The organism is Streptomyces sp. NPDC021093 (assembly GCF_044333135.1).
Taxonomy (GTDB): domain Bacteria; phylum Actinomycetota; class Actinomycetes; order Streptomycetales; family Streptomycetaceae; genus Streptomyces.
Map to the genome: position 1 here is coordinate 89,111 of NZ_JBIRQJ010000001.1, position 22,250 is coordinate 111,360.

At 72.3% G+C, this 22,250-nt stretch carries 14 protein-coding genes and 2 pseudogenes; 7 read left to right on the forward strand and 9 right to left on the reverse strand.

The features are described 5' to 3' along the window. Positions 1-151 precede the first annotated feature (151 nt). Positions 152-2,146, reverse strand: a complete 1,995-nt coding sequence (locus ACH4SP_RS00375; RefSeq protein WP_398407940.1) for a tetratricopeptide repeat protein — start codon at positions 2,144-2,146, stop codon at positions 152-154. Between the two features lie 275 nt (positions 2,147-2,421). On the opposite strand from ACH4SP_RS00375, the gene ACH4SP_RS00380 reads away from it, so the two are divergent. Continuing rightward, complete coding sequence (locus tag ACH4SP_RS00380; RefSeq protein WP_398407941.1) at positions 2,422-3,837, forward strand: MFS transporter; 1,416 nt, start codon at positions 2,422-2,424, stop codon at positions 3,835-3,837. 17 nt (positions 3,838-3,854) lie between these two features. Here the strand turns inward: ACH4SP_RS00380 and ACH4SP_RS00385 are convergent, their stop codons facing one another. Beyond that, positions 3,855-4,610 (reverse strand): SDR family oxidoreductase, encoded by a 756-nt coding sequence (locus ACH4SP_RS00385; RefSeq protein WP_398407942.1) that lies wholly within the window; start codon positions 4,608-4,610, stop codon positions 3,855-3,857. 242 nt (positions 4,611-4,852) lie between these two features. Here ACH4SP_RS00385 and ACH4SP_RS00390 point away from each other — a divergent pair. The 3 genes and pseudogenes from ACH4SP_RS00390 to ACH4SP_RS00400 form a co-directional block, all read left to right on the forward strand. Further along, positions 4,853-5,224, forward strand: a pseudogene (locus tag ACH4SP_RS00390) (dienelactone hydrolase family protein); the annotation flags it as partial. A 170-nt stretch (positions 5,225-5,394) separates the two neighbouring features. After that, the gene (locus tag ACH4SP_RS00395) at positions 5,395-8,859 is read left to right on the forward strand and encodes a DNA polymerase III subunit alpha (RefSeq protein ID WP_398407943.1); all 3,465 of its coding nucleotides are present in this window, start codon (positions 5,395-5,397) and stop codon (positions 8,857-8,859) included. Continuing rightward, positions 8,856-9,860 (forward strand): annotated as a pseudogene (locus ACH4SP_RS00400) (hypothetical protein); the annotation flags it as partial. The gene ACH4SP_RS00395 and the pseudogene ACH4SP_RS00400, both read left to right, overlap by 4 nt. Here ACH4SP_RS00400 and ACH4SP_RS00405 read toward each other — a convergent pair. Next, positions 9,861-11,411 (reverse strand): FAD-dependent monooxygenase, encoded by a 1,551-nt coding sequence (locus ACH4SP_RS00405; RefSeq protein ID WP_398407944.1) that lies wholly within the window; start codon positions 11,409-11,411, stop codon positions 9,861-9,863. A gap of 122 nt (positions 11,412-11,533) precedes the next feature. Between ACH4SP_RS00405 and ACH4SP_RS00410 the strand changes: the two genes are divergently transcribed. Both ACH4SP_RS00410 and ACH4SP_RS00415 read left to right on the forward strand, forming a co-directional pair. Next, positions 11,534-12,241 carry a TetR/AcrR family transcriptional regulator C-terminal domain-containing protein gene (locus tag ACH4SP_RS00410; RefSeq protein WP_398407945.1) on the forward strand — a complete coding sequence of 236 codons (708 nt, stop codon included), beginning with the start codon at positions 11,534-11,536 and terminating at the stop codon, positions 12,239-12,241. Positions 12,242-12,363: 122 nt separating this feature from the next. Continuing rightward, complete coding sequence (locus ACH4SP_RS00415; protein ID WP_398407946.1) at positions 12,364-13,326, forward strand: NAD(P)H-dependent flavin oxidoreductase; 963 nt, start codon at positions 12,364-12,366, stop codon at positions 13,324-13,326. A 75-nt stretch (positions 13,327-13,401) separates the two neighbouring features. On the opposite strand, the gene ACH4SP_RS00420 is transcribed toward ACH4SP_RS00415, so the two are convergent. From ACH4SP_RS00420 to ACH4SP_RS00430, 3 genes are all read right to left on the reverse strand, one after another. Further along, positions 13,402-14,397 carry an NAD(P)-dependent alcohol dehydrogenase gene (locus tag ACH4SP_RS00420; protein WP_398407947.1) on the reverse strand — a complete coding sequence of 332 codons (996 nt, stop codon included), beginning with the start codon at positions 14,395-14,397 and terminating at the stop codon, positions 13,402-13,404. Positions 14,398-14,491: 94 nt separating this feature from the next. Beyond that, the gene (locus ACH4SP_RS00425; RefSeq protein ID WP_398407948.1) at positions 14,492-16,855 is read right to left on the reverse strand and encodes a M12 family metallo-peptidase; all 2,364 of its coding nucleotides are present in this window, start codon (positions 16,853-16,855) and stop codon (positions 14,492-14,494) included. Between the two features lie 242 nt (positions 16,856-17,097). After that, complete coding sequence (locus ACH4SP_RS00430) at positions 17,098-18,921, reverse strand: CocE/NonD family hydrolase (RefSeq protein WP_398409446.1); 1,824 nt, start codon at positions 18,919-18,921, stop codon at positions 17,098-17,100. Positions 18,922-19,108: 187 nt separating this feature from the next. On the opposite strand from ACH4SP_RS00430, the gene ACH4SP_RS00435 reads away from it, so the two are divergent. After that, entirely contained in the window at positions 19,109-19,840 is a 732-nt protein-coding gene (locus ACH4SP_RS00435) for a TetR/AcrR family transcriptional regulator C-terminal domain-containing protein (protein ID WP_398407949.1), read from the forward strand. Between the two features lie 50 nt (positions 19,841-19,890). Here the strand turns inward: ACH4SP_RS00435 and ACH4SP_RS00440 are convergent, their stop codons facing one another. The 3 genes from ACH4SP_RS00440 to ACH4SP_RS00450 form a co-directional block, all read right to left on the reverse strand. Continuing rightward, the gene (locus ACH4SP_RS00440; RefSeq protein ID WP_398407950.1) at positions 19,891-20,235 is read right to left on the reverse strand and encodes a DUF5713 family protein; all 345 of its coding nucleotides are present in this window, start codon (positions 20,233-20,235) and stop codon (positions 19,891-19,893) included. 302 nt (positions 20,236-20,537) lie between these two features. Next, entirely contained in the window at positions 20,538-21,308 is a 771-nt protein-coding gene (locus ACH4SP_RS00445) for a class I SAM-dependent DNA methyltransferase (protein ID WP_398407951.1), read from the reverse strand. 57 nt (positions 21,309-21,365) lie between these two features. Further along, entirely contained in the window at positions 21,366-22,232 is an 867-nt protein-coding gene (locus ACH4SP_RS00450; RefSeq protein ID WP_398407952.1) for a carbon-nitrogen hydrolase family protein, read from the reverse strand. Positions 22,233-22,250: the final 18 nt, after the last annotated feature.

Consider the following 22,250-nt stretch of genomic DNA (forward strand, 5'->3'; position numbering starts at 1 on the left):
GCGGCCCCCACCAGCCGACCGCCCCCACTCCGGGGCGGGGGCTGTCCCCACCCCCGGCCCTGGTGCGCTCCGGCTTCCCCGGGGGCGGGCGCGTCGCAGCCCCGCCGTCCCTGGCGCATCGCAGCCCCACCGTCCCTGGCGCGTCGCAGCCCTACCGTCCGGTACGCACCCTGCGCCGCAGGTCCTTGGCCGCCCGGCCGGCGGCCCGGCCCTCCTGGCGGTGGCCCTGCTCGATGAGCCGGTCGCCGAGCCAGGCCAGGGAATCCGCGAGTCCTGCGAGGTCGTTCCCGGGGTGGATCTCGGTGAGTTCGGAGAGCAGCTCCACGGCTTCCCCGGTGGGGGCGAGGATTTCGTCCTCGCGTCCCACCCGGTGCAGCCGGACGCCGAGGTTGGCCAGGCCGTGCAGCAGTCCGCTCAGGTGCCCACCGGGTTCGTCGGCGCGCAGCCGCCGGTGCAGGGCCACCACTTCCTGCGTGGTGGCGAGCGCTTCCGGGTGCCGGTCGGCGCCGGCGAGACGGTTGCTCAGATTGTTCAACACCCTTGCCATGCCCGGGAGTCCGGCGGTCGGATCGGCCCCGGCGAGCTGCCGGTGGAGGGCGACGGACTCCTCTGCGGGCGGCAGCGCGTCGTGCGGGCGGCCGACCGCCGCGAGCCGGGTGGCGAGGGTGTCGAGTGCGTCCGCGAGCAGCGGACGTACGAGCTCGGGGGCCGCCGCGAGCATGCGGCGGCTCAGGTGCACCGACTCGTCGGCGGCGGCGAGCGCCTCGGCGAGCTGCCCGTTCCACGACTGTACGAGGGCGAGGTTGTGCAGGGAGCGGGCCAGGGCGATCTGCATGCCGGGGCTCGCCCCGACGGCCTCCCGGCACAGGTCGACCGCGTCGCGGGCCGCACGGGAAGCCAGGCCGAGGCTGCCGCCGGTGGCCAGCCGCAGGGCGTTCTCGTTGAGCTTCTGGATCCGGTCGAGCAGGCCGGGCTCCGGCGGCGCGGTCGTGGTGCGCCGCAGGTGGTCCACGGGATCGGGTTCGGCGAACCGGCCGTCCTCGGTGATCGTGATGCCCTGTTTGCGCGCCATCTCGGTCAGGAAGACGCAGAAGTCCGGGCTGGTACGGGTGAGTCGGCGGTAGAGGTCCGCGGCCTCGTCGAGGTACGGGCGCACTTCGTCGGCACGGCCGAGGTGCGGAAGCTCACGGGCGAGGGCGAGCAGAGCCACCCACTGCCCGGCCAGACCACCGACCGACCCGGGCCCGCGCACGCCGGAGCCGGCGCCGGGACGGGAGCCGGGGTCCGTGCTGAAGCTCGCGCCGGAGCTTTCGCCGAAGCGAGAGCCTGTGCCGGAGGCCGGGCCCGCACCGACCCTTGGGCCCCTGCCGAACCCGAACCTCGTGCCAAACCCGAGACCCGTGCCGGAGCCGTGACCCGAACCCGTACCCGTACCGGAACCAGAACCGGAACCGGAACCGGAACTCGGACCAGAACCGGAGCCGGGCGTCCCGGTCCGGGGGCCGCCGTGCCCGCCGTGGAACGCCCGGTAGCGCTCCACCGCCTCGCACAGGACCGTGACCGCCTCCTCCCGGCGCCCCATCTCCCCCAGCTTCAGCCCCAACTCCGCCATCGAGGCGGCGAGTTCCTCCCCTCCCTCACCCGACCCTCGGGACGCGAGCAGACGGGACACTTCGACGGATTCGCGTATCCGGTCGAGCGCTTCGTGGTGCTGCCCGAGCTCGGCGAGCTGGTTGCCGAGGTTGGCCAGCGCCTCGCTCAGGGAGCGGAGATACGTTTCGGGGTCCTTCCGCGCGAGACCCTCGTACAGCCCGACGCTCTCCCGGGCCAGCTCGTGCGCTTCGTTCCGCCGCCCCAACAGGCCCATGACACGGGCACGTTGATCCAGCGCCAGGGCCAGACTCGGCAGCCAGGTGCCCTTGTCCCGGACGGCGAGACGACGGCACACCCGCACCGTCTCGGCCAGCACCTCGGCCAACTCGCCGTGCAGCGCGGGCACTTCCATGAGCAGATAGCTCAGCTCGTACAGTGCACAGCCGAGATCGGACAGGTTCCGCCGGGGGTCGTCACCGGCCCGCCGCCGGCACTCGTCCACCTTCCGCCGCGCGGCGCTCAGCGCCTGCGATCCTTGTGCTCCGCCCGTCATGAAAGGGAAGGTAGCAGGGGTGCGACTGCCTCCCACAGTGCTTCTCCCGCTGTTCCGGTAGTCTTCAACGGAGCCTGAAGAGCGAGGAGTTGGCATGCCGAGTCCCGGTTGCACGAGCACGCGTTGACGCCGTAGGCCCACGATCGGCCCGTCATCGCGTGCTGCCTTCGAGTTGCGGCACAGCGAGCCTTTTCCCGCGCCCCCGCTCCGCCTGCGCACCTGACCGTGCGGCGGGCCGACGGGCGGCGCCGCTCTGCGCAGCTCCAGGGAGTCCCGTGCCACCCGTACCCCGTCCTCCTTCCGCGCCGCCCGCCCTGTGGCGGGACGCCGACTTCCGCAGGCTCTGGTTCGGTCAGACCCTCTCCCAGCTCGGGGCGCATGCCAGTCAGGTGACTCTGCCGCTCGTGGCCGTGGTCGCGCTCGCTGCGGACGCCGGTCAGCTCGGCGCGCTGCGCGCGGTGGAACAGGCGCCGATCCTGCTGTTCTCGCTGTTCGCCGGGGCGTGGGTGGACCGTCGGCGGACCCGTGACGTGATGGTGTGGGCGGACTTCGGCCGCGCCCTCGCGCTGGCGGCGATTCCCGTCGCGTACGTGCTCGGCGGGCTCGGTCTCCCGCTGCTGCTGGTGGTCGCGTTCCTCGTCGGGGTGCTGTCCGTGTTCTTCGACGTGGCTTGCCAGGCCTCTCTCGTACGGCTGGTGGAACGCGGTGAGTTGGTGCGCTGCAACAGTGCGCTGGAGGGCAGCAGGTCCGCAGCGCAGACCGGTGGGCCTGCGCTCGGGGGTGCACTGGTCTCGCTGCTGTCGGCGCCGGTGGCCAATGCGGCGGGGGCGCTGTTCTTCGCGGTGTCGTTCCTGTCGATCCGGCGCATTCGCCGACGCGAGGAGACCGGCGGGGCCGAGGAGCGGGCAGCCGAGGAACGAACGGCTGAAGAACGGACGACTGAAGAACGGACGTCTGAAGGGCAGACGGCTGAAGGGCAGACGGTCGCCCGGACGGAGCGACCGGCGCCACGGCTCTGGCCACGCGTCCGCGAAGGGCTCCAACTCGTCTGCACCGACGCCCTGTTGAGGTCCGTAGGACTGGCCTCGGCCCTCTACCAGTTCTCCTTCGCGGCCCTGATGACCGTCCTGCTACTCTTCCTGCCGCGCGAACTGCATCTGTCCGGCACGGCCGTCGGGCTGGTGCTGGCGGCGGTCGGACCGGGGGCGGTGATCGGCTCGCTGCTGGCCGCGAAGCTGCCCGGGAGGTGGGGTTACGGGCGGGTGCTGGTGGGGGCGGCGGTGCTGGGCGACGGGGCACTGCTGTGCGTGCCGGCGCTGCACGGCTCCGCAGGCCCCGCCGCTTCCACTGCTTACGCCTCTTCCGCCGCGTCCGCCTGGGCGACGGTCCTTGCCCTCATGGCGGTCAACTTCCTTTTCGGTATGGGCAGTCAGACGGTCAACGTCACCCTCATGGCCGTACGACAGGCCCGTACGCCGGTCCGGCTGCAGGGCCGGGTCGTGGCGACGATCAACGTCGTCGGGATGGGGCTGACCCCGCTGGGCTCACTGCTCGGCGGCCGGCTCGCGGAGTGGTGGGGGCTGCACACCGGCCTGCTGGTGACCGCGGCCGCCCTCACCCTCTCCCCGCTGTTCATGACCCTCTCCCCCTTGCGGCGCCTGGGAAGGAGCCTGCCGGCCGCACGACGCTGACCGCAGCACTCCGGGTATCAGCGGGTGGTGTAGCCGCCGTTGGCGAAGATGGTCTGGCCGGTGATCCACCAGCCGTCCGTGGCGAGGAAGAGGACCAGGGGAACGATGTCCTCGATCTTGGTGAGCTGGTTGCCGAGGCCCTGCGACTTGTGGAACTCCACGCGTTCCGGGGTCTCCTGGCCGTAGAAGAAGGGGGTGTCCATCGGGCCGGGGGCGATGTTGTTCACGGAGATGCCCCGCGCGCCGAACTCCTTGGCGGCTGCCCGGGTGTAGTGCTCGACGGGGGCCTTGCTCCCGGCGTAGGTCGAGTAGCCGTCGGTGAACGCGGCCAGCAGTGCGGTGACGATCGTGATCAGCTTGCCGTTGTCGTTGAGGTGCTTGCCCGCCTCGCGCATGAAGAAGTAGGCGGCCTTCGAGTTCACTGCCGCCATCCGGTCGTACTCTTCCTCGGTCGTCTCCACGATCGGCTTGCGCAGGACCATGCCCGCGGTGTTCACCGCGACGTCGACACCGCCGAACTGCTCCCCGGCAGCCGCGAACAGCCGCTCCACCGCGTCCACCCGGGACAGGTCCCCCTGGACGATCAGGGACTTGCCCCCGGCCGCTTCGACCGCCTTCGCCGTCTCCTCCGCGTCCGGCCTGGTCGCGTCCGAGTGGTAGTGGACCACCACGTTCGCCCCTTGTTCCGCGGCCGTGCGACTGATCAGACCGCCGAGGTTCTTGGCCCCGGCGCCGACCAGCACGGTCTTGCCCGACAGGTTGTGGTCACTCATGTCGCTGCCTCTCTCACAGGGCGCACAGCCGTGTCATCACCGCCCTGATTGGGCGGAATAAATACCGTTTGAACCCTCCCTTCAGCTCCACAAGATCGCAATCCGGGGCGCGGCTCACGATCGTGTCCGGTTGGATCCGATGGAGGCTGGTTGAGTCCGGCCAACCCGCACCCGCCCGGAGGGCGCCGATGACGCCTCGCACGGGAGCACCGAGCCCGACGGGGACGTCCTGGTCGACCCGCCCTGCCCGGATGCGGGGCATCGGCCACGCGGCGCTCGACGTGTTGCGCGCCGAACCGCGGACCGACCCCGACCGGATCGCCGCCGTCGGCTACGGCACCGGGGGCACGATCGCGCTGGAGCTCGGGCGCACGGGGGTCAACCTGCGCGCGATCGGGACGATCAACGCACTGACCACGGGCCGCCCCGGCGAGGCGGCCCGCATCCGCTGCCCGGTGTGGGCCGGGGCCGGGGCCGGGGCCGGGGCCGGGGTCTAGGTCGGGTCGGGTCGGGTCGGGTCGGAAGACCCGATCATGCCGCTCGCGCGACGGGACGCGTTCTCCGCCGAAGTACAGGCCGCGGGCGTCGGCCGGCGCCTGGTGGTCCACGGCGGACGGGCCCGGTGAGTTTCACCCCCCGTCGGACAGCCACGACTTTTCGCCACGGAAAGATCGGTTGGCCGAAATCGCTCTATCGAACTATTGTGCGAATAGATCGAGTGTGGCGCCCTGACAGCAGGACGACAGACGAGCAGAGGGGGCCAGAGCAGATTCGGAGGTGCGCGATGGGCGCTTTCACGCATCTCCACGTCGCTTCCGGGTTCTCCGCCCGCTACGGCGCCTCGCACCCTCAGGACCTGGTGCGCCGGGCGGCCGAGCTCGGCATGGACGCGCTCGCGCTGACCGACCGGGACTGCGTCACCGGCGCGGTGCGGCACGCGAAGGCGTGCAGGAAGGCCGGGATACGTCCGATCTTCGGGGTGGACCTCGCGGTCCCGGCGTTCGACACCGTGCAGGCTCCCCGGCGCCCGCGCACTCCGGTCCGCGGCGGTGGGCACGTGGCGGAGCCGCGCTGGAGAATCACGCTGCTGGCCGGTTCCGCGAACGGGTGGGCACACATCTGCCGCCTCGTCTCCACGGCCCACGCACGTACGGTCGACGGCTTTCCGGTCGCCTCCTGGGAGGCGCTGCACGCACACCTGGGCCAGGACGTGGTGGCACTCCTCGGGCCGGCCTCCGAGCCCGTACGCGCACTGTCCGCAGGGCGGCCCGACATCGCGGAAAGGCTGCTCGTGCCGTGGCGGGAGATATCGGGCGACGGCCTTCGGCTGGAGGCCGTCGCCTACGGTCTGCCCGGCCTGGGCGCGGGATCGGTGCGGCTGGCCGCGCACACCCTGGCCCTCGGCGACCGGCTCGGCATCCCCACGGTGCTCACCAACGCGGTGCGCTACGAGCGGCCCGAGCAGCACCGCCTGGCCGACGTACTGGACGCCGCCCGGCTGCTGCGGCCGATCCCGCGGCGTGGACCGCTCGACCCGGGCGAGCGCCATCTGAAGTCCGGGCCGGAGATGGCCGAGGTGGCCGCGCGGGTGGCAGCGGCCGCGAGCGCCCCGGCCGACCGCGGGCGGCTCCTGCTCCGGGAAACGGCGACCACCGCCGAGCAGTGCACGGTGGACCCCGTACGTGACCTGGGCCTGGGCCGACCCCACTTTCCCGAGCCGCACGTGGTGGGCGCCGGCACCCGGCCGGGGGACGCGGTGCGGCTGCTGCGACAGCGCTGCGAGGCCGGGATGACCGCCCGCGGCCTCGACCGGGACGCGCGGGCCGTGGACCGGCTCGACCACGAGCTCGGGGTGATCGAACGCCTCGGCTACGAGGCGTACTTCCTCGCGGTGGCCCAGGTCGTCGCGGACATCCGGGCGATGGGCATCCGGGTGGCCGCCCGCGGCTCGGGCGCCGGCTCCATGGTCAACCACAGCTTGTTCATCGCCACGGCCAACCCGCTCGCACACAGGCTCCTGTTCGAACGCTTCCTCAGCGAGCGGCACACGTCCCTGCCCGACATCGACCTCGACGTCGAGTCCCACCGCCGGCTGGAGGTCTACGACCGGATCCTCGAACGGTTCGGCGCCGAGCGGGTGGCGGTCACCGGGATGCCGGAGACCTACCGCGCCCGGCACGCCCTGCGCGACACCGGACTCGCGCTCGGGATCGGCCCGCAGACCGTGGACCGGATCGCCAAGAGCTTTCCGCACATCCGGGCGTGCGACATCCGCTCCGCACTGTCCGAGCTGCCCGAACTGCGGCAACTCGCCGCCGAGGCCGACCGGTACGGGCCGCTGTGGGAGCTCGCCGAGGGCCTGGACGCGCTGCCGCGCGGCTTCGCCATGCACCCGTGCGGCGTGATCCTCTCCAACACGAGCCTGCTCGACCGCCTCCCGGTGCAGCCCGCGCCCGGCGGCTCGTATCCGACCGTGCAGGCGGACAAGCACGACGTCGAGGCCCTCGGCCTGCTGAAGCTGGACGTCCTCGGGGTCCGCATGCAGTCGGCGATGGCGCACGCGGTCGCCGAGATCCGCCGCACCACCGGCCGCCACCTCGACCTCGACAGCCCCGACCACGTCGACCTCGCCGACGGACCCACCTTCGAACTGATCCGCAGCACCGCGGTGCTGGGCTGCTTCCAGCTCGAAAGCTCCGGCCAGCAGGACCTCATCGCGAGGCTCCAGCCCCGGCACATGCAGGACGTGATCGCCGACATCTCGCTGTTCCGGCCGGGGCCGGTCAAGGGCGGGATGCCCGCCCGTTTCATCGCCGCCCGGCACGGGATCGAGAAGCCCCGCTTCCCGCATCCCGACCTGGTGCCGCTCATGGACGACACGTACGGGGTGGTGATCTGGCACGAGCAGATCATGATGATCCTGGCCACGATGACCGGCTGCGACCGTGCCGCATCGGACGTGGCCCGCCGCGCCCTCGCCGACTCCGAACGCCTGCCGGGGGTGGAGAAGTGGTTCCGCCGCTGCGCCGGTGAGCGCGGCTACGCCCCCGGGGTGATCGGCGAAGTCTGGGACATCGTCAAGGAGTTCGGGGCGTACGGGTTCTGCCGCGCGCACGCCGTGGCCTTCGCGATCCCGGCCGTCCAGTCGGCGTGGCTCAAGACGCACCACCCGGCCGCGTTCTTCGCCGGGCTGCTCCAGCACGACCCCGGCATGTGGCCGATGCGCGTGCTGGTCCAGGACGCGAAGCGGCACGGGGTGGCGATCCTGCCGGTCGACGTCAACGCCTCCCGCGGCGCGCACAGCGTGGAGCGGACCGCCGACGGCTGGGGCGTGCGGCTCGCGCTGTCCACGGTGCGCGGGATCACCGAGGCGGAGAGCGCCCGCATCGTGGCCGGCCGGCCGTACGCCGGTCTGCAGGATCTGTGGCTGCGCGCCCGCCCGTCCCTGCCGCTCGCCCGGCGCCTCATCAAGATCGGTGCCCTCGGTCCGCTGCAGGGCGGGCTGACCCGGCGGGACCTGCTGCTGCACGCCACCGAGCTGCACCGGTGTGCCCGCAACCGGACCGCGATCGACGGTCAGCTCCCACTGGACGGTGACACGTACGCGGGCGACCCGGCCGGGCTGCCCGAGATGACCGGCCGCGACGTGCTGGACGCCGAACTCGACGTGCTCTCCGTCGACGTCAGCCGCCATCTGCTCGACCACCACCACCGGCTGCTCGCCGAGCTCGGCGCGACCGACGCCCGCCGGCTGCAGGCGATGCGTCGCGGGCAGCAGGTGCTGGTCGCCGGCGTGCGGGCCTCGACCCAGACCCCGCCGATCCCGTCCGGCAAGCGGGTCATCTTCGTGACGCTCGAAGACGGCTCCGGTCTGGTAGATCTCGCGTTCTTCGAGGACTCCCACGAAGCCTGCGCGCACACGATCTTCCACTCGGGCCTGCTGCTGGTCCGCGGACTCGTCGAGCAGCGCGGCAACCGGCGCACCGTGGTCGGGCAGATGGCCTGGGACCTTGAGGAAGTCGCCACCGCCCGCCGTGACCTGGGCCCCGGGGCCGCCCTCGGTCTGCTCGGCCGCACCGCTCCCGCCCCCACACCCGCGCGCGGCGGCAGCACCGCGGGGGCGGGCCGTACGATCGAGGACGGTACTGCCGGGGCGAAGCTCAACGCCTGGAGCGATCTTCAGCCCGCCGGGTCCCGCTCGGCCGACCTGCGCCGCCTCGGCCACCGGTCGCCCGGTTCGGCGGGGTGAGCGTCATGACCACCCGGGCCCGGAGCATCCTGCGGATCCAGCTCCACGACCTCGGCCCGGCCGGCCAGGAGGCGTACGAGCGGGCGCTCGCGCTGCTGCGCGATCTCACCCCGCTCGTACAGGCCCTCCCGCCGGACGCCGTCGACCTCGATGTCACCGGTGCCCTGCGGTTCTTCGACCGGGACACGGAGGGCCTGGCCGCCATGGCCGGACTCCGGCTGGCCGCGCACATCGGGCTGCGCGCGACGATCGGCGCCGGCCCGAACCGGATGCTGGCCGCGATGGCGGTGGCCGCGACCGCCCCCGGTGAGGTCACCGTCGTCGGCTCCACCCCCGAGGCGGTCGCCGCGTTCCTGAATCCGAAACCCGTCAGCGCCCTCCTCGGCGTCGGCCCGGCCACCGCCCGGACGCTCGGGGAGTACGGCATCCGCCGCATCGGCGACCTTCTCGGCGTGCCGCCGCTGACGCTGCGGCGCATCCTCGGCAAAGCCACGGCCGTGACGCTGTCGGAGCGGGCCCGCGGCCTGGACACGCGGCCGGTCTCCTCCGAGGCGGCGCCCAGGTCCACCGGCTGCTCCTACGAGTTCGCCCACGACGAGCTCGACCCCGCCGCGCACCGCCGGGCCCTGCTCGACCTCTGTGAACGTCTCGGGCTGCGGCTGCGCACCAGCGGGCAGGTCGCCGCGCGGCTCGCGCTGAGCATCACGTACGCCGACGGCGCCACGACGCAGCGCTCACGCACCCTGGAGGAGTACACCGCGCACACCCCGGCGCTCAGGAGTGCCGCGTACGACCTGTACGCCCGCCTCGGACTGCAGCGCGCCCGCGTCCGCACGGTCACCCTCCGCGCGGACCTCACCGATTCCCAGTACGCCGTCCAGCAGCTGCTCCTGGACCCCGCGGACGGCAAACGGCGCCGCATCGAGCAGGCCGCCGACCGGGCACGGGGCCGGTTCGGCGATCAGGCGGTCCGCCCCGGCACCCTTTCCTCCCATCCCCGTTCAGGTGCTCGGCACCGGGACCGGCCTGGCCAGCACCTGGTCCAGGACCCCGGTGAGGAACCGCGCCGGGTCCGTCGCCGACGCCGTGGCGCGCATCGCGACGATCCCGTCAGGACGGACGAGCAGCGCCCCTTCGGCGGGGAGCCACGGGACCGCGACGCGGTGCGCGGGGAGTCCGACGTCCGCCGCGGCGGTGAGCCAGCGCTCACCGGCGACGCCCGCCAGCAGCGTCCACCGGGACGCCACCAGGTCGAGCGTGGAAACCCCGTCGATCCACGCGTGGGGCACCCGTGAACCCGGCGACCCGTCCAGCACCAGGTCCACTGTGGAAGGGAGTTCGGGCCGCGGGTCGACAACGGCGGCCGAGTCGTACCGCTGGCCGAGGTGCACGACCGGCGCCGCCCACACCCCCGCCGCAGCCCTGGCGGCGTCGGCCTCGGGTCCGCGTCCCCAGTGCAGCTGCGGGTCGGCGAGCCTGCGCAGCGCCTGGTCCAGCGTCGCCGCGGCGACCGGTTCGCGTTCGTGCGCGTAGGTGTCGAGCAGCCCGGCACCGGCCTCGCCGTGGTGCACGGCGGCCAGCTTCCACGCCAGGTTGTGCGCGTCGGCGACCCCGGTGTTGAGGCCGAACGCGCCCAGCGGCGACACGGTGTGCGCGGCGTCGCCCACGAGGAACACGCGGCCGACGGCGAAGCTTTCGGCCGCCGCGCTCCGGGGCCGCCACGGGAGCACGCTGCGCACCTCGACGTCGAGTTCGGGGTCGCCGACCGCCAGCCGGACGACCGCGGCGCAGCGCTCGGGCGTGAAGTCCTCGGGGCGTTCGCCGCCGTCGACGTCGCAGGCGACGTGGAAGACCCAGTTCGTCCCACCGTCCACGGTGACCAGCAGGCCGGGCGCGTCCGGCGTGGTGATCGTGCAGGTGGCGAAGGACATTCCCCGCAGGTGCGGTCGGAGGTCGGCGCGGAACAGGATGTTGATCTTCGACCTGCCCAGGTCGCCGGGGCCCGAGGTGCCCACGCCGAGCGCGGTCCGCACGGTGCTGTGCGTGCCGTCGGCGGCGACGACGTGGGTGCACCGCAGCGAGTGACGGCCGTCGGGGCCCTCCAGTTCGACGTCGACCCCGTCGGCTTCCTGCGCGATGCCGACCAGGCGGGTCGACCAGCGCAGGTCCGCTCCGCGATGTGCCAGGTCGGCTGCCACGACGGCGTCGAGCCGGTCCTGGGCGCAGACGCCGCGCAGTCTGAACGGCGTCACGTCCTGTTCGTCGGCGGACGGGGCCGGCATGGGCACGGTCACGACGTCGCCCGCGCCCATCTCGACGACGGTCCGCGCCACCGCCTTGCCCGCGGCGCCCCTGAGGTCGACCGCGACGGCGTCGACGGCGGAGTCGAGCCCGAGTTCGCGGAGCACCTCGACGGTGCGCGGTCCGATGCCGGTGGCACGCGGGTGCACCGAAGGGCCGGACCGGCGTTCTACGAGCACCGCGGGGACGCCGTGGTGGGTGAGCAGCGCCGCGGTGAGCAGGCCGACGCTGCCGCCTCCGACCACGAGCACTGGCACTGGCACTGGCACTGGCACTGGCACTGGCACTGGCACTTCTGGATACGCTGTCTCCGTCATGGATACACCGTAGCCAGAAGGTAGGATGCGGGTCAACGAGGAAAGGATCCGCCCCCATGACCACCGAACCCGCTCCCTCGTCGGTGTGGACCCGGCCGCGCCCCGAGCCGCGTCGCCGCGCGCCCGGGGTGGACCAGTACGTGGCCGCCGCGCTGGCCGTCGCGGACGCGGAGGGGCTGGCGGCGGTGTCGATGCGGCGGGTCGCGGGCGATCTCGGTTCCGGGACCGCCTCGCTCTACCGGTACATCACCAACCGCGACGAACTGGTGGACCTGATGGTCGACGCGGCGCAGGGCGAGGATCCGCTGCCCGAGTCCACCGAGGACTGGCGTGCCGGTCTGGGGGCGGTCGCGCACGCGTTGCGTGCGACGCTGCTGCGGCACCCCTGGTTGGCGGGTGAACTGGCGGGGAGGCCCGCGCTCGGCCCCAACTGGTTGCGGCGGTCCGAGTCCGCGCTGCGCGCCGCCGTCGCGCTCACGCCCGACATCACCCTGGCCTCGCGGGCGCTCGGCGCCGTGCACGCGTACGTGCTGGGTTCGGTCGCCGCCCAGCAGGCCCTTCGGCGCGCGGAGCAGCGCACCGGGCTCAGCGAGGAGGAGTGGCAGCGCAGCGTCGGCCCCTACATCAGCCAGGTCATCGCGGCGGGCGAACACCCGATGCTCGCCCGCCGCGTCATCGAAGCCGAGGAACTCGACCCCGACGTCGAGTTCGCGTTCGGTCTGGACTGCGTACTCGACGGGCTCGCGGCCCGGCTGGGCCACTGACCGGGTCACTGACTGGGTCACTGACCGGGTCACTGACTGGGTCGCTGACTGGGTCGCTGACTGGGTCGCTGACTGGGTCGCTGGGCGGATCGCCGGGCGGTCAGCGGGGAAGGATGGTGGGCATGGCCTTGTCGACGGCGTTTACGAAGTTGTTCGGTGTCGAGCACCCCATCGCGCTGGCCCCGATGGGGGGATCGGCCGGCGGCGCCCTGGCGGCGGCCGTCTCCCGCGGCGGCGGACTCGGGCTGCTGGGTGGCGCGTACGGTGAACGGGACTGGCTGGCCCGCGAGTTGCCGCTGGTGGCGGGGGCCGGGAAACCGTGGGGCGTGGGGTTCCTGAGCTGGGCGACCGGTGCCGGTGCGGTGGAACAGGCGCTGGAGCACGGCCCCGGGGCGGTGATGCTGTCCTTCGGAGATCCGAGCCCGTTCGTCGAACGCATCCGTGCGGCGGGCGCGGCGCTGATCATTCAGGTCACCGACCTGGAGGAAGCCCGGCAGGCGGTGGACCTGGGCGCCGACGTCATCGTGGCGCAGGGCACCGAGAGCGGCGGGCACGGTGCCCGGCACGGGCGCTCCACGCTGCCGTTCGTACCGATCGTGGTGGATCTGGTGGCACCGGTGCCCGTGCTGGCGGCCGGCGGGATCGCCGACGGCCGCGGCGTGGCGGCCGTCCTGGCGCTGGGCGCGGCCGGAGCCCTGATCGGTACCCGCTTCCAGGCCACGGCCGAGGCCCTGGTCGACCCCTCGACCGCACGGGCGATCGTCGAGGGACGCGGGCAGGACACGGAGCGCAGCGGCGTCTCCGACATCGCCCGCGGATCCAGCTGGCCGTCGTCGAAGTACACCGCTCGCACCCTCGGCCATCCCTCCCTGGCCCCGTGGCAGGGCCGGGAGGCGGAACTCGCGGCGACCCCCGAGGCCCAACTGGCCTACCAGAGCGCCGTGGCACGGGGCGACGCACCGCCCTTGCCGGTGTGGGCGAGCGAGGCCGTCGACCTCATCACCGACCTGCCGCCCGCGGCCGACCTCGTCGCCACCCTGGCCGCGCAGGCCGACACCGCCCTGGCACGGGCGGGAAAACACTGAGCGGAACTAGTCGGAACGGAACGAGTCGGAACGGAACGAGTCGGAACGGGCCGGAACGGAACGGGCCGGAACAGGTCAGGGCAGCGTGGGCGCGAAGGGCACGATGACGAGTTTGCCCCGGGCGTGCCCCTGTTCCAGATGCCGCAGGGCTGCGGCCGTTTCGGCCAGGGGGTACGTCCGCTCGACGGACGGGGTGAGTTTCCCCGCCTCGCAGAGATCCTTGAGTACGAGCAGGTCCACGCGCTTCTCCGCGCAGATGTACGTCCTCAATTGCTGCGGTACGAAGGGGTTCAGCAGGCTCGCGCGGAGCTGTCGGTCGTAGCCGCCGAGCCAGCGCCCCGAGGTTTCGCCGCCGCCGATGACGGCCGTGCCCTTCGGGGTGAGGGCGTGGCGCAGCCGGGAGAGGGAGGGGTTGCCCGCGAGGTCGAGGATGACGTCGTAGCGGTGTTTGCCCTGGGCGCCGAGCAGGTCTTCACGGGTGTGGTCGATGACGTGGTCGGCGCCCAGGGAGTGGACCAGGTCGGTCTTGGACGTACGGCAGACGGCGGTGACCTCGGCGCCGAAGACCGCCGCGAGCTGTACGGCGAAGGTGCCCACGCCGCCGGAGGCCCCGGTGATGAGGACGTGCAGGCCCGGCCCGACCCGGCCGTGGTCGCGCAGTCCCTGCAGGGCGGTCAGGCCGGAGACGCCGAGTGCGGCGGCCTGCGGGAAGGTGAGGTTGGCGGGCTTGGGGGCGAGCTTGGCGGCCTTGGCGCAGGCGAATTCCGCGAAGGTTCCCTCGCCGATGCCGAAGACCTCGTCGCCGGGGTCGAGGTCGGTCACCTCACTGCCGGTCTCTTCGACGACTCCGGCCAACTCCCGTCCCAGATATGGCGACTTGGGGGCACGGAGGCCGTTGCCCACGAGACGCAGCGGGTAGGGCAGGCCCGTCATGAAGTGCAGGACGCCCCGGTCGATCCCGGCCGCGTGGACCCGTACGAGCACTTCGTCGTCGGCGGGGCGGGGCCGCTCGGCCTCCCGGACCTCCAGCAGACCCGCCGGACCGTAGGTGTGGTGAACGATCGCCTTCATGGCTTGCTCTCCCTCGGTCGTCCTGGCCCCAAGCATGCGCCAGGTGAGGGGAGTTGCCGCCGCCCCGACGCGGGGCGGCGGCACATGGAGCCTGTCAGTGCGGCTGGACCGTGGCCTTTCCACTCTTGGAGTCGTGGATGACGTCGCCGCCCTGGAAGCCCTGGATCAGGCCCTCGACCGGCCCGTCACCACCGGCCGGCAGCATGCGGCCGCCGGGCAGCCTGCGTACGTCCGTCGTGGGGAAGCCCAGCTTGCCCGCGACCCCGCCGAGTGCCTTCCAGTGCGCCAGGATCGGCGGCAGCACCGCGTGGGCGCCCGTCTTCGCGGACCAGCAGATCACCCCGCGCTGGAAGTTCTGGCACACGCCCTTGAGGCCACGGGAGTTGACCACGTTCCGCGGGTCGGCGACCGGGTACCCCAGGGCGCCGCGCTCGGCGCGCAGGGAGCGCCACTTGGCGTGGACGGCGCCCCACAGCGGGTGGGCGCCGCTCTTGCTCGACCAGTAGACGGCCCCCTTCTCGTAGTTCTGGTACTGGCCGCCGGCCGCCGCGGCATGCTGCGGCGTGACGGCGCAGCCGAGGTGGGCCGCCCTGTTGCGGGCGGCCCCGATGGCACCGCTGTGCCGGATGGCGCAGTCGAACCGGGCGGTGACCGCGTGGTCGCGGTTCATGGTGATCCGCAGCGGGTTGCGCGCGGGGGACGGCTTGCCGTCGACCTGCCATCCGCTCAGCGCCCGCCACTTGGCGGCGCGTGCGGTGACGGAGACGGCCGTACCGTCGGTGTACGGGCCCGGCGCGGACGCCTTGACGCTGCCCGCGCCGCTCGGCGTGACGCCCGTGGTGAGCTTCCACTCCTTGACCGGGGCGGAGGTCTGCTTGAAGACGGCGACCAGGGCGTGCTCGGCGTCCATCGTCACGGCGATCGGGTTGGCCTTCCCTGCGTCCTTGCCGTCCAGCCGCCAGCCGTCGAACACGTAGCCCGCGCTGGGCTCGGCCACCACGCTGACCTTGGTGCCCTTGTCGTACGGTCCGGACTGCGCGGCGTCGGCGGTGCCGCCGCCCGTCGGGGATGCCGACAGCGCGAGGTCGAACTGGTCGTCGGGCGCGACGGGCGGGGTGCGGTACCGCGCCACGACCGGCACGGTCTGCCGCAGCACCCGCGCGTTGTCGTGGTCGTCGTCGCCCAGCCCTTCCGCGCCTGCCGTCTCCGTGGGGCTGGAGTAGCGCGGGGCCATGGTGCACTTCCAGTCGCACGACGAGCCGTAGGCCATGATGGAGTACTGCTTCTTGCTCTCGGTGACCCAACCGCGGTTGTAGGGGAAGACCGGGTTCTTGGCCCACCCCTTGCCCTTCCCCTCGTCCAGGGTCTTGTCGTCGTGCCACAGGGCGAAGTTGTGGCCGAGTTCGTGCGCCATGGTGCCGGTCGTCGTGTCCACGACGTCGACGACCGACCACGCCTCGTCGTCCGTCGCCGCGTAGCGGTAGGTGGTGTTGCCGATCTTCTTTTCCTGAGGCTTGTCGCGCGGCTCCCGCGGAGTGTTGGCGATGCCCGAGGTATACACGCCCGAGCCCTTGGGCACGTCGGACAGCACACTCACCAGGTCGGCGTACTGCGCCTCACGGACCTCGCGGGCCTGCTTGCCCAGCACCGTGGACGCGTCGTCCAGGGCGTCCATCACCTCGCTCGCGTCCTCGCTGCCCGTGTAGTCGGCCTCGAAGAAGTGGATGAACTTCACCTTGCCCTTGACGCCCGCCGACTGGAACGCGTCATTGATCTGGCTCTCGGCGACGGCGACCTTGGCCTTGAGCGCCTCCAGTCCTCCGGCCTTGGCGAGCGCCTTGCTGGTGTAGCCCACGGCGACGTCCACGACGGCGGACTTGGCCAGGACACCGACCTGGCGCGGCACCGTGCGCGCTCCCGACCGCACCACGGTCGGCTTGTCCGGCGGCGTGTCGTAGCTGCTGGGCTTCAGCCGCTTCTCGCGCAGGTCGATCTCCTGGACCAGGCTGTACCCCTCGTCCGTCGCGGTCAGCTCGTAGAGCATCACGCCGTGCCGGATCACGCCCGAGAGGCCCACGGGGCCGTCGGAGCAGGCTCCCGAGAACACCAGGTGGGCCGACTCGTCGTCGGTGCCGCCGACCACGTGTCCCGTGATCAGCAGCTGGTCGCCCCGCGGGACGACGAGATCCGCGGTGACCTGCAGTTCCACGTCACCGAAGAGCGGCATCACCAGGTCGTACGCCTCCTGTGAGGTGTTCTCGCACAGATGACTGACCACGTCGCGGGGCACGCCGATCTTCCCCTGTCTGACCACCCACGGCTCACCGGGCACGGGGCCGCGTGCGACCGGTCCGCCCGGTGCGGACGGGGCGGGCCCGCTGTCGGACACGGCCGGTTCGGCCGAGCCCGTGGATGCCGAGCCCATGGACGCCGAGCCCATGGATACGGTGCAGGCCACGACCAGGGCGCACCCTGCCTGCCACCAACGTCTGTTCACGTGAAGCCTCTCTCGCAGCTCTCGCTGTCGCGCGGTCCCCCTGTGTGGAACGGCTCCCAGGGAACCCGCCCGCCTCCCGCTTCACCGTGATGACGGCCGCGACGTGATGGATTTCCATCTTTTGCACGCGGCCGTACGGTTCGGCCCAGCTCGACCCAGCTCGGCTCGGCGCGGCTCGGCACGGCTCTCGGAGGCTCCTGCGGTCAGCGCCCCGGCGGCAGCTCCTGCGACAGGAGCGGTGACGGGAGTTGCGGAAGGCTGAGTGCCGAGCCCGCGCGCACCGTGATGCGTACGGGCTTGAACTCCGTTGCGTCCAGCGGGATTTGACCCGTACCAGAACCACGTGCGTAGCGCGGGTGGGCGCCACCGCTGAGCTGGAGGCGGACACGGTGCCCGGCGGCGAAGCGGTACGCGGTGGAGCTCATCGCGACAGTGACCGCCGACGTGGCGCCTTCGGCGGTACGGAACGAGGTGATGCCGTCGCAAATGTTGACGGAGCGGCCCGCCGGGTCCACGTCGCAGAGGCGGGCGAAGACATCGGCGTACCCGCTGTCGTTGGCACCACTGTCGTTGGCACCGCTGTCGTTGCCCCCGGTTCCGGTGGAGATCCGGAGGCGCGCGAGGACCGGGCCGAGGACTTCCAGCGGTTCGGTCAGCGGCGGGCCGGTGAAGGTGAGGACGTCGTCGCGCGCCTCCAGTGCGGTGTTGTCACGGGAACCGGCGGCCGGGGAGAGCAGGGACCCTCCGACGGACGGGGTGGGATCGGCCGGGTCGTAGCGGAAGGAGGCCACGGGGCCGTCGTCCGTGGGGGTCTGCTGAACGAGGTGGCCACCGGGGGCCGGGAACCATGGGGTGCCGGAAGTACGGAGAGTGCCAGGGGTGACAGGGACGCCGGACACACCGCCCGAGCCGCCCGCGCTGCCCCCACCGCCCGCACCACCCGAGCCGCCCGCACCGCCCACGCTGCCCTCACCGCCCGCTCCCCACGGCCACTCGTCGAGGTCCCGCCACTCTCCCTCGCCCTTCCCCCCACCCCCACCGATGTGCACGCGTACCGCCGTGGGCCGCAGCCCGGACGGGTCGTCGTACAGGTGGGCGCGCAGCCAGGCCAGTGTCTCCGCGAACACCTCGGGCCAGCCCTGCTGCAGTGCGCTGGTGTGCGTCCAGGAGCCGACGAGCAGCGCCGTCTCGCAGCCGGCCGCCCGCAGCCTTTCGTAACTCTGCAGGGTCTGGTCGACCAGAATGTCGTGCCACCCGGCGACCAGGCTGGTGGGTACGGTCACCCGGCCGGCCACGTCGGCGAGTGAGGCGCCCTCCCAGTAGGGGGCGTCGGGGGCCGGGTGGGTCATCATGTCGTCCAGCCAGGGCAGTTCGCCGAGGGCGGGTTCGTACGCCCCGCGCAGCGGCCGGGCGGCGACGATCCGGCCGAGCTGCCGCTTGAGGCGGATCGTCGCCTTCAGGAGGGGGCGGACGCCCTGGTGCTGGTACTCGACGCCCGCGCCGATGGCGAGCGTGCTCTCCAGCCGGAGCGGCCCGGTGGCGCCGTCGGCGCCGGGCGCGTGGAACAGGGCGTGCGGGTCGTGCAGGCCGACCTGGATCGCCATGGCCTTGAGCTCGGGGGGCGGATCGAGGGCGAGGGCCCACTGCACATAGCCGAGGTGGCTGGGGCCGACGGTGCCCAACTTGCCGTTGAACCAGGGCTGTTGGCGCAGCCAGGCGACCGCTGCCTGACCGTCGGCAGCCTCGTTGCGCCAGTAGTGGAAGCTTCCGCCGGAGCCGCCGGTGCCGCGGCAGCTCTGCAGGACGACGTGGAAGCCCTGTTCGGCGAAGAGGATCCCGTACAGGGGCGACCAGGGAATGCCCCTCCCGTACAGCGAGCGGACGAGGAGGGTGGGGAAGTCGCCCGTGCCGCGCGGGAAGTAGTGATCGGTGATCAGCGGACTGCCGTCGGCCCCCGGCACTTCCAGCCCCGGCCGCCACCCGACGTCGTACCGCTTGGCAGGCAGGTTGCGCCAGGTCGCCCGCATCAGCCGGGAGGACAGGGGCGGCTTGGCGGCCGACGCGGCCCACCCGCTCCCGGTGACCCCGGTGACCCCGCCCACCCCATCACGTTCGTTCTGCATCGCGTTCCCCTTCGCTATTCTCGTACGTCGTACGAGAATAGCGGATGCTTGGATGGGACCACACCGGCCACCCGAGAAACGAGAAGAGACCATGCCCCGCGGCGACAACCCAGCCCCCGCAGCCGTCGACCCGCAAGAGCTCTGGCTCGGCACCGGAACAGCCCGGTCCGGCAGGGGTCGCAAGCCCGCCTTCACCCGCGGGGCGATCACGGCCGCCGCGGTCGCCCTGGCGGACACGGAAGGGCTGGACGCGGTCACGATGCGGCGGGTGGCCGCTGAGGTCGGGGCCGGGGTCATGTCCCTCTACAGCTACGCCCCCGACAAGGAGACCCTGCTGGAGCTGATGGTCGACCACGTCAGCGCCGAACTCGCACCGGCCACGGCCGCGTCCCCGCTCACCGGCGACTGGCGTGCCGACCTCAAGTCCGTCGCCCGCCTCCAGCGCGCCCAGATGCTGCACCATCGCTGGCTGCCGACGGCGCTGTCCACCCGTCGCTCACTGGGCCCGAACGCCCTGGCCTTCCTGGAGCACGCGCTCGCCGCCCTGCGCCCCACCGGCCTGGACGGCGCCGCGAAACTGGAGGTCTTCAGCCAGCTGACCGGCTTCGTCTCCGGCTACGTCGGCCACGAGATCACCCAGGCCGCAGCGGCGGACCACCCCGACCGCACCGCCGCCGAGATCCGCTATCTGACCGCCGTCGCCGCCGACGGCCGGCACCCGGAACTCGCCGAAGCGCTCGCGGCCCCGCCGCGCCCCCTCTCCCCGGACGCGATGTTCACCCGCTTCCTGGACCGCCTGGTCGACGGCCTCGACACGGACTGAACCCCACCCCTTCCTGCCCCTTGCCCCCTGCTCCCTGCTCCCCCACCACCTCACCACTCCCGGGCAGCCACCAACTCCTCCACGTCCGCGTCCGCGAAGCCGTACGCCGTCGCCACGAACCAGAACTCTTCGGCTGTCTCCTCGCGCGCGACGGTGTCGATTTCGCTGCCCGTCTCGTCGAACTCGGCCTCCAGATCATTGAACTGCTCCGTCGCCGCCTCCGTGAGCACGTACAGCGCGGCGAGATCCGCGGGCCGCTCCGCCTCGATCCGCTCGCACAGGCCCATCAGAACCGCCCTGCCCCTGTCCAGGACGTGCTCCGGGTAGTAGCCGGACCCGTACAGCGCGTGCAGGAACGCACGGTCCTTCACCTGCTGGTTCGTCACCGACGACATGTCCGTCCCCATCTCTCCCGCAGAGCCGGCGCACGGAACGGGCCGACACATCCGATCGTGCACCACGGGTCTGACAATCGCCGCGAGAACGCCCCTGACCTCATTCCGGATGTCAGTCCCTCTGAGTCCCTCTCGGCCCCGTCTCGCCTTTTGGTACACCCTTTGACCTGCGGCGATACAGAAGGGACTGAAAGAGGGACCGAAGGAGGGACCGAGCAGGGAGGGACCGGGAGGGGGACCGGGTGAGGGACGGGAGAGCCGGAGGGACCGGTCAGCGATCTTCAACTGACGTCAACGGTGCACTACTTCTCCCAGACCGAGACGTGCGACCCGCTCTCGCTCGTGAACGGCTCCCCCGACCATCCCGCCCAGCGGTCGCGCAGCCGCATTCCGGCGAGCCGGGCCATCAGGTCGAGTTCGGCGGGCCAGACGTACCGGAAGGGGATCGAGCGGTACGAGCCGCGGCCCCCGACGACCTCGACGTAGTTCGAGCTCATCGCCTGGGTGGCGACGTCGTAGTGGTCGAAAGCCCAGCGGCCGGGGGTGACTTGGAAGGGTACGGCGTCCTGTCCCGGCGGCAGCAGCCGCAGCTCCGGAACCCCGACCTCGATGACGAAGACGCCGCCAGGGGCGAGGTGGTCGGCGGCGTTGCGGAAGCAGGCGACCTGCTCGTCCTGGGTGGTGAGGTTCATGATGGTGTTGAAGACGAGGTAGGCGAGGGAGAACTTCCCCCGCCCCTCCACCTCGGTGGCCGCGAAGTCTCCGATCGTCACGCCGAGTGCGTCGCCGCCCGGTTTTTCGCGGAGCTTCTTCACCATTGCGCGGGACAGGTCGATGCCGTGGACGGGTACGCCGCGACGGGCGAGCGGGAGGGCGATGCGCCCGGTGCCGATGCCGAATTCGAGGGCCGGGCCACCGGCGGCGAGGCGGGCGAGGAGGTCGGCGGCGGGTTCGACCGCTTCGGGGGTGAACATGGCCGATGTGGGGCTGTCGTAGCTTGCGGCGACCGAGGCGCCGAAGTAGCCGTCCTCCGGCGCGTCCGGCTCGGGGCTCTGGTTCTCGCATGAGTCCATTCGCGGGACCGTAGTGCGCGGCTCCGACACCGCGCACCCCATTTTCGCCCCGCCTCACTACGGGCGAGAACTCGGACGCGGCCGATAACTCCCCCCGTACATAGGCAACTTGATGTTCTCGCCGTAACGGGCGAGCTGTTCCCACGGCCGGTTGATCCCCGCCGATCCGTACGTCCGTACGCGCGTGACCGCGTCCAGGTCGAGGACGTCGACCAGGACCTCCTCCCCCGGACCCGCCTGCTGGCGGACGATGCCCTCGGGGTCGACGATGACGCTCGTGCCGACGCCCGCCGGGTCGGCGGCGTTGAGGTTGAGGACGTACACCTGGTTGGTCCAGGCGTTGGCGCGGGCGCAGACGAGTTCCATCTCGCGGTCGCGGGTGGTGGTCAGGGTCGGCTGGATGATCACCTCGGCACCCAGCCAGGCCAGTTGGCGGGCCGTTTCGGGGAAGGAGCCGTCGTAGCAGATGGCCAGGCCCGCGCGGCCGATGCCGGGGAGGTCGAAGACGACGAACTCACTGCCGGGTTCGGTGTGTTCGTACGGCTGCCAGGGGAAGATCTTGCGGTACGTGGCGACGATCTCGCCCTGTGGGGAGATGGTGACGGCGGTGTTGTGGACGCGCCCGTCCGCGGCCCTCTCGTACAGCGAGCCGGGGACGAGCCACAGCCCGGTCTCGCGGGCGAGCGCACAGAGCCGGTCGGTGAGCGGGCCGGGGACGGTGACCGCCGCCTCCCGCATCCACTCGGCGCGGGCTTCGAGGAGCGGGGCCTCGGCGGCGAGCATCAACTCGGGGGCGACGGCGAGCTGAACGTGCGGGAAGGTGTCGCGCAGCGCACGCACCTGCCCGGCGTAGCGCTGCCAGGTCGCTTCGAGGTCGTACGTCACGGGGGTGGTCTGCACGGCGGCGACGGCGAGGGTGCGCATGGCTGAATTCCTTGTTCT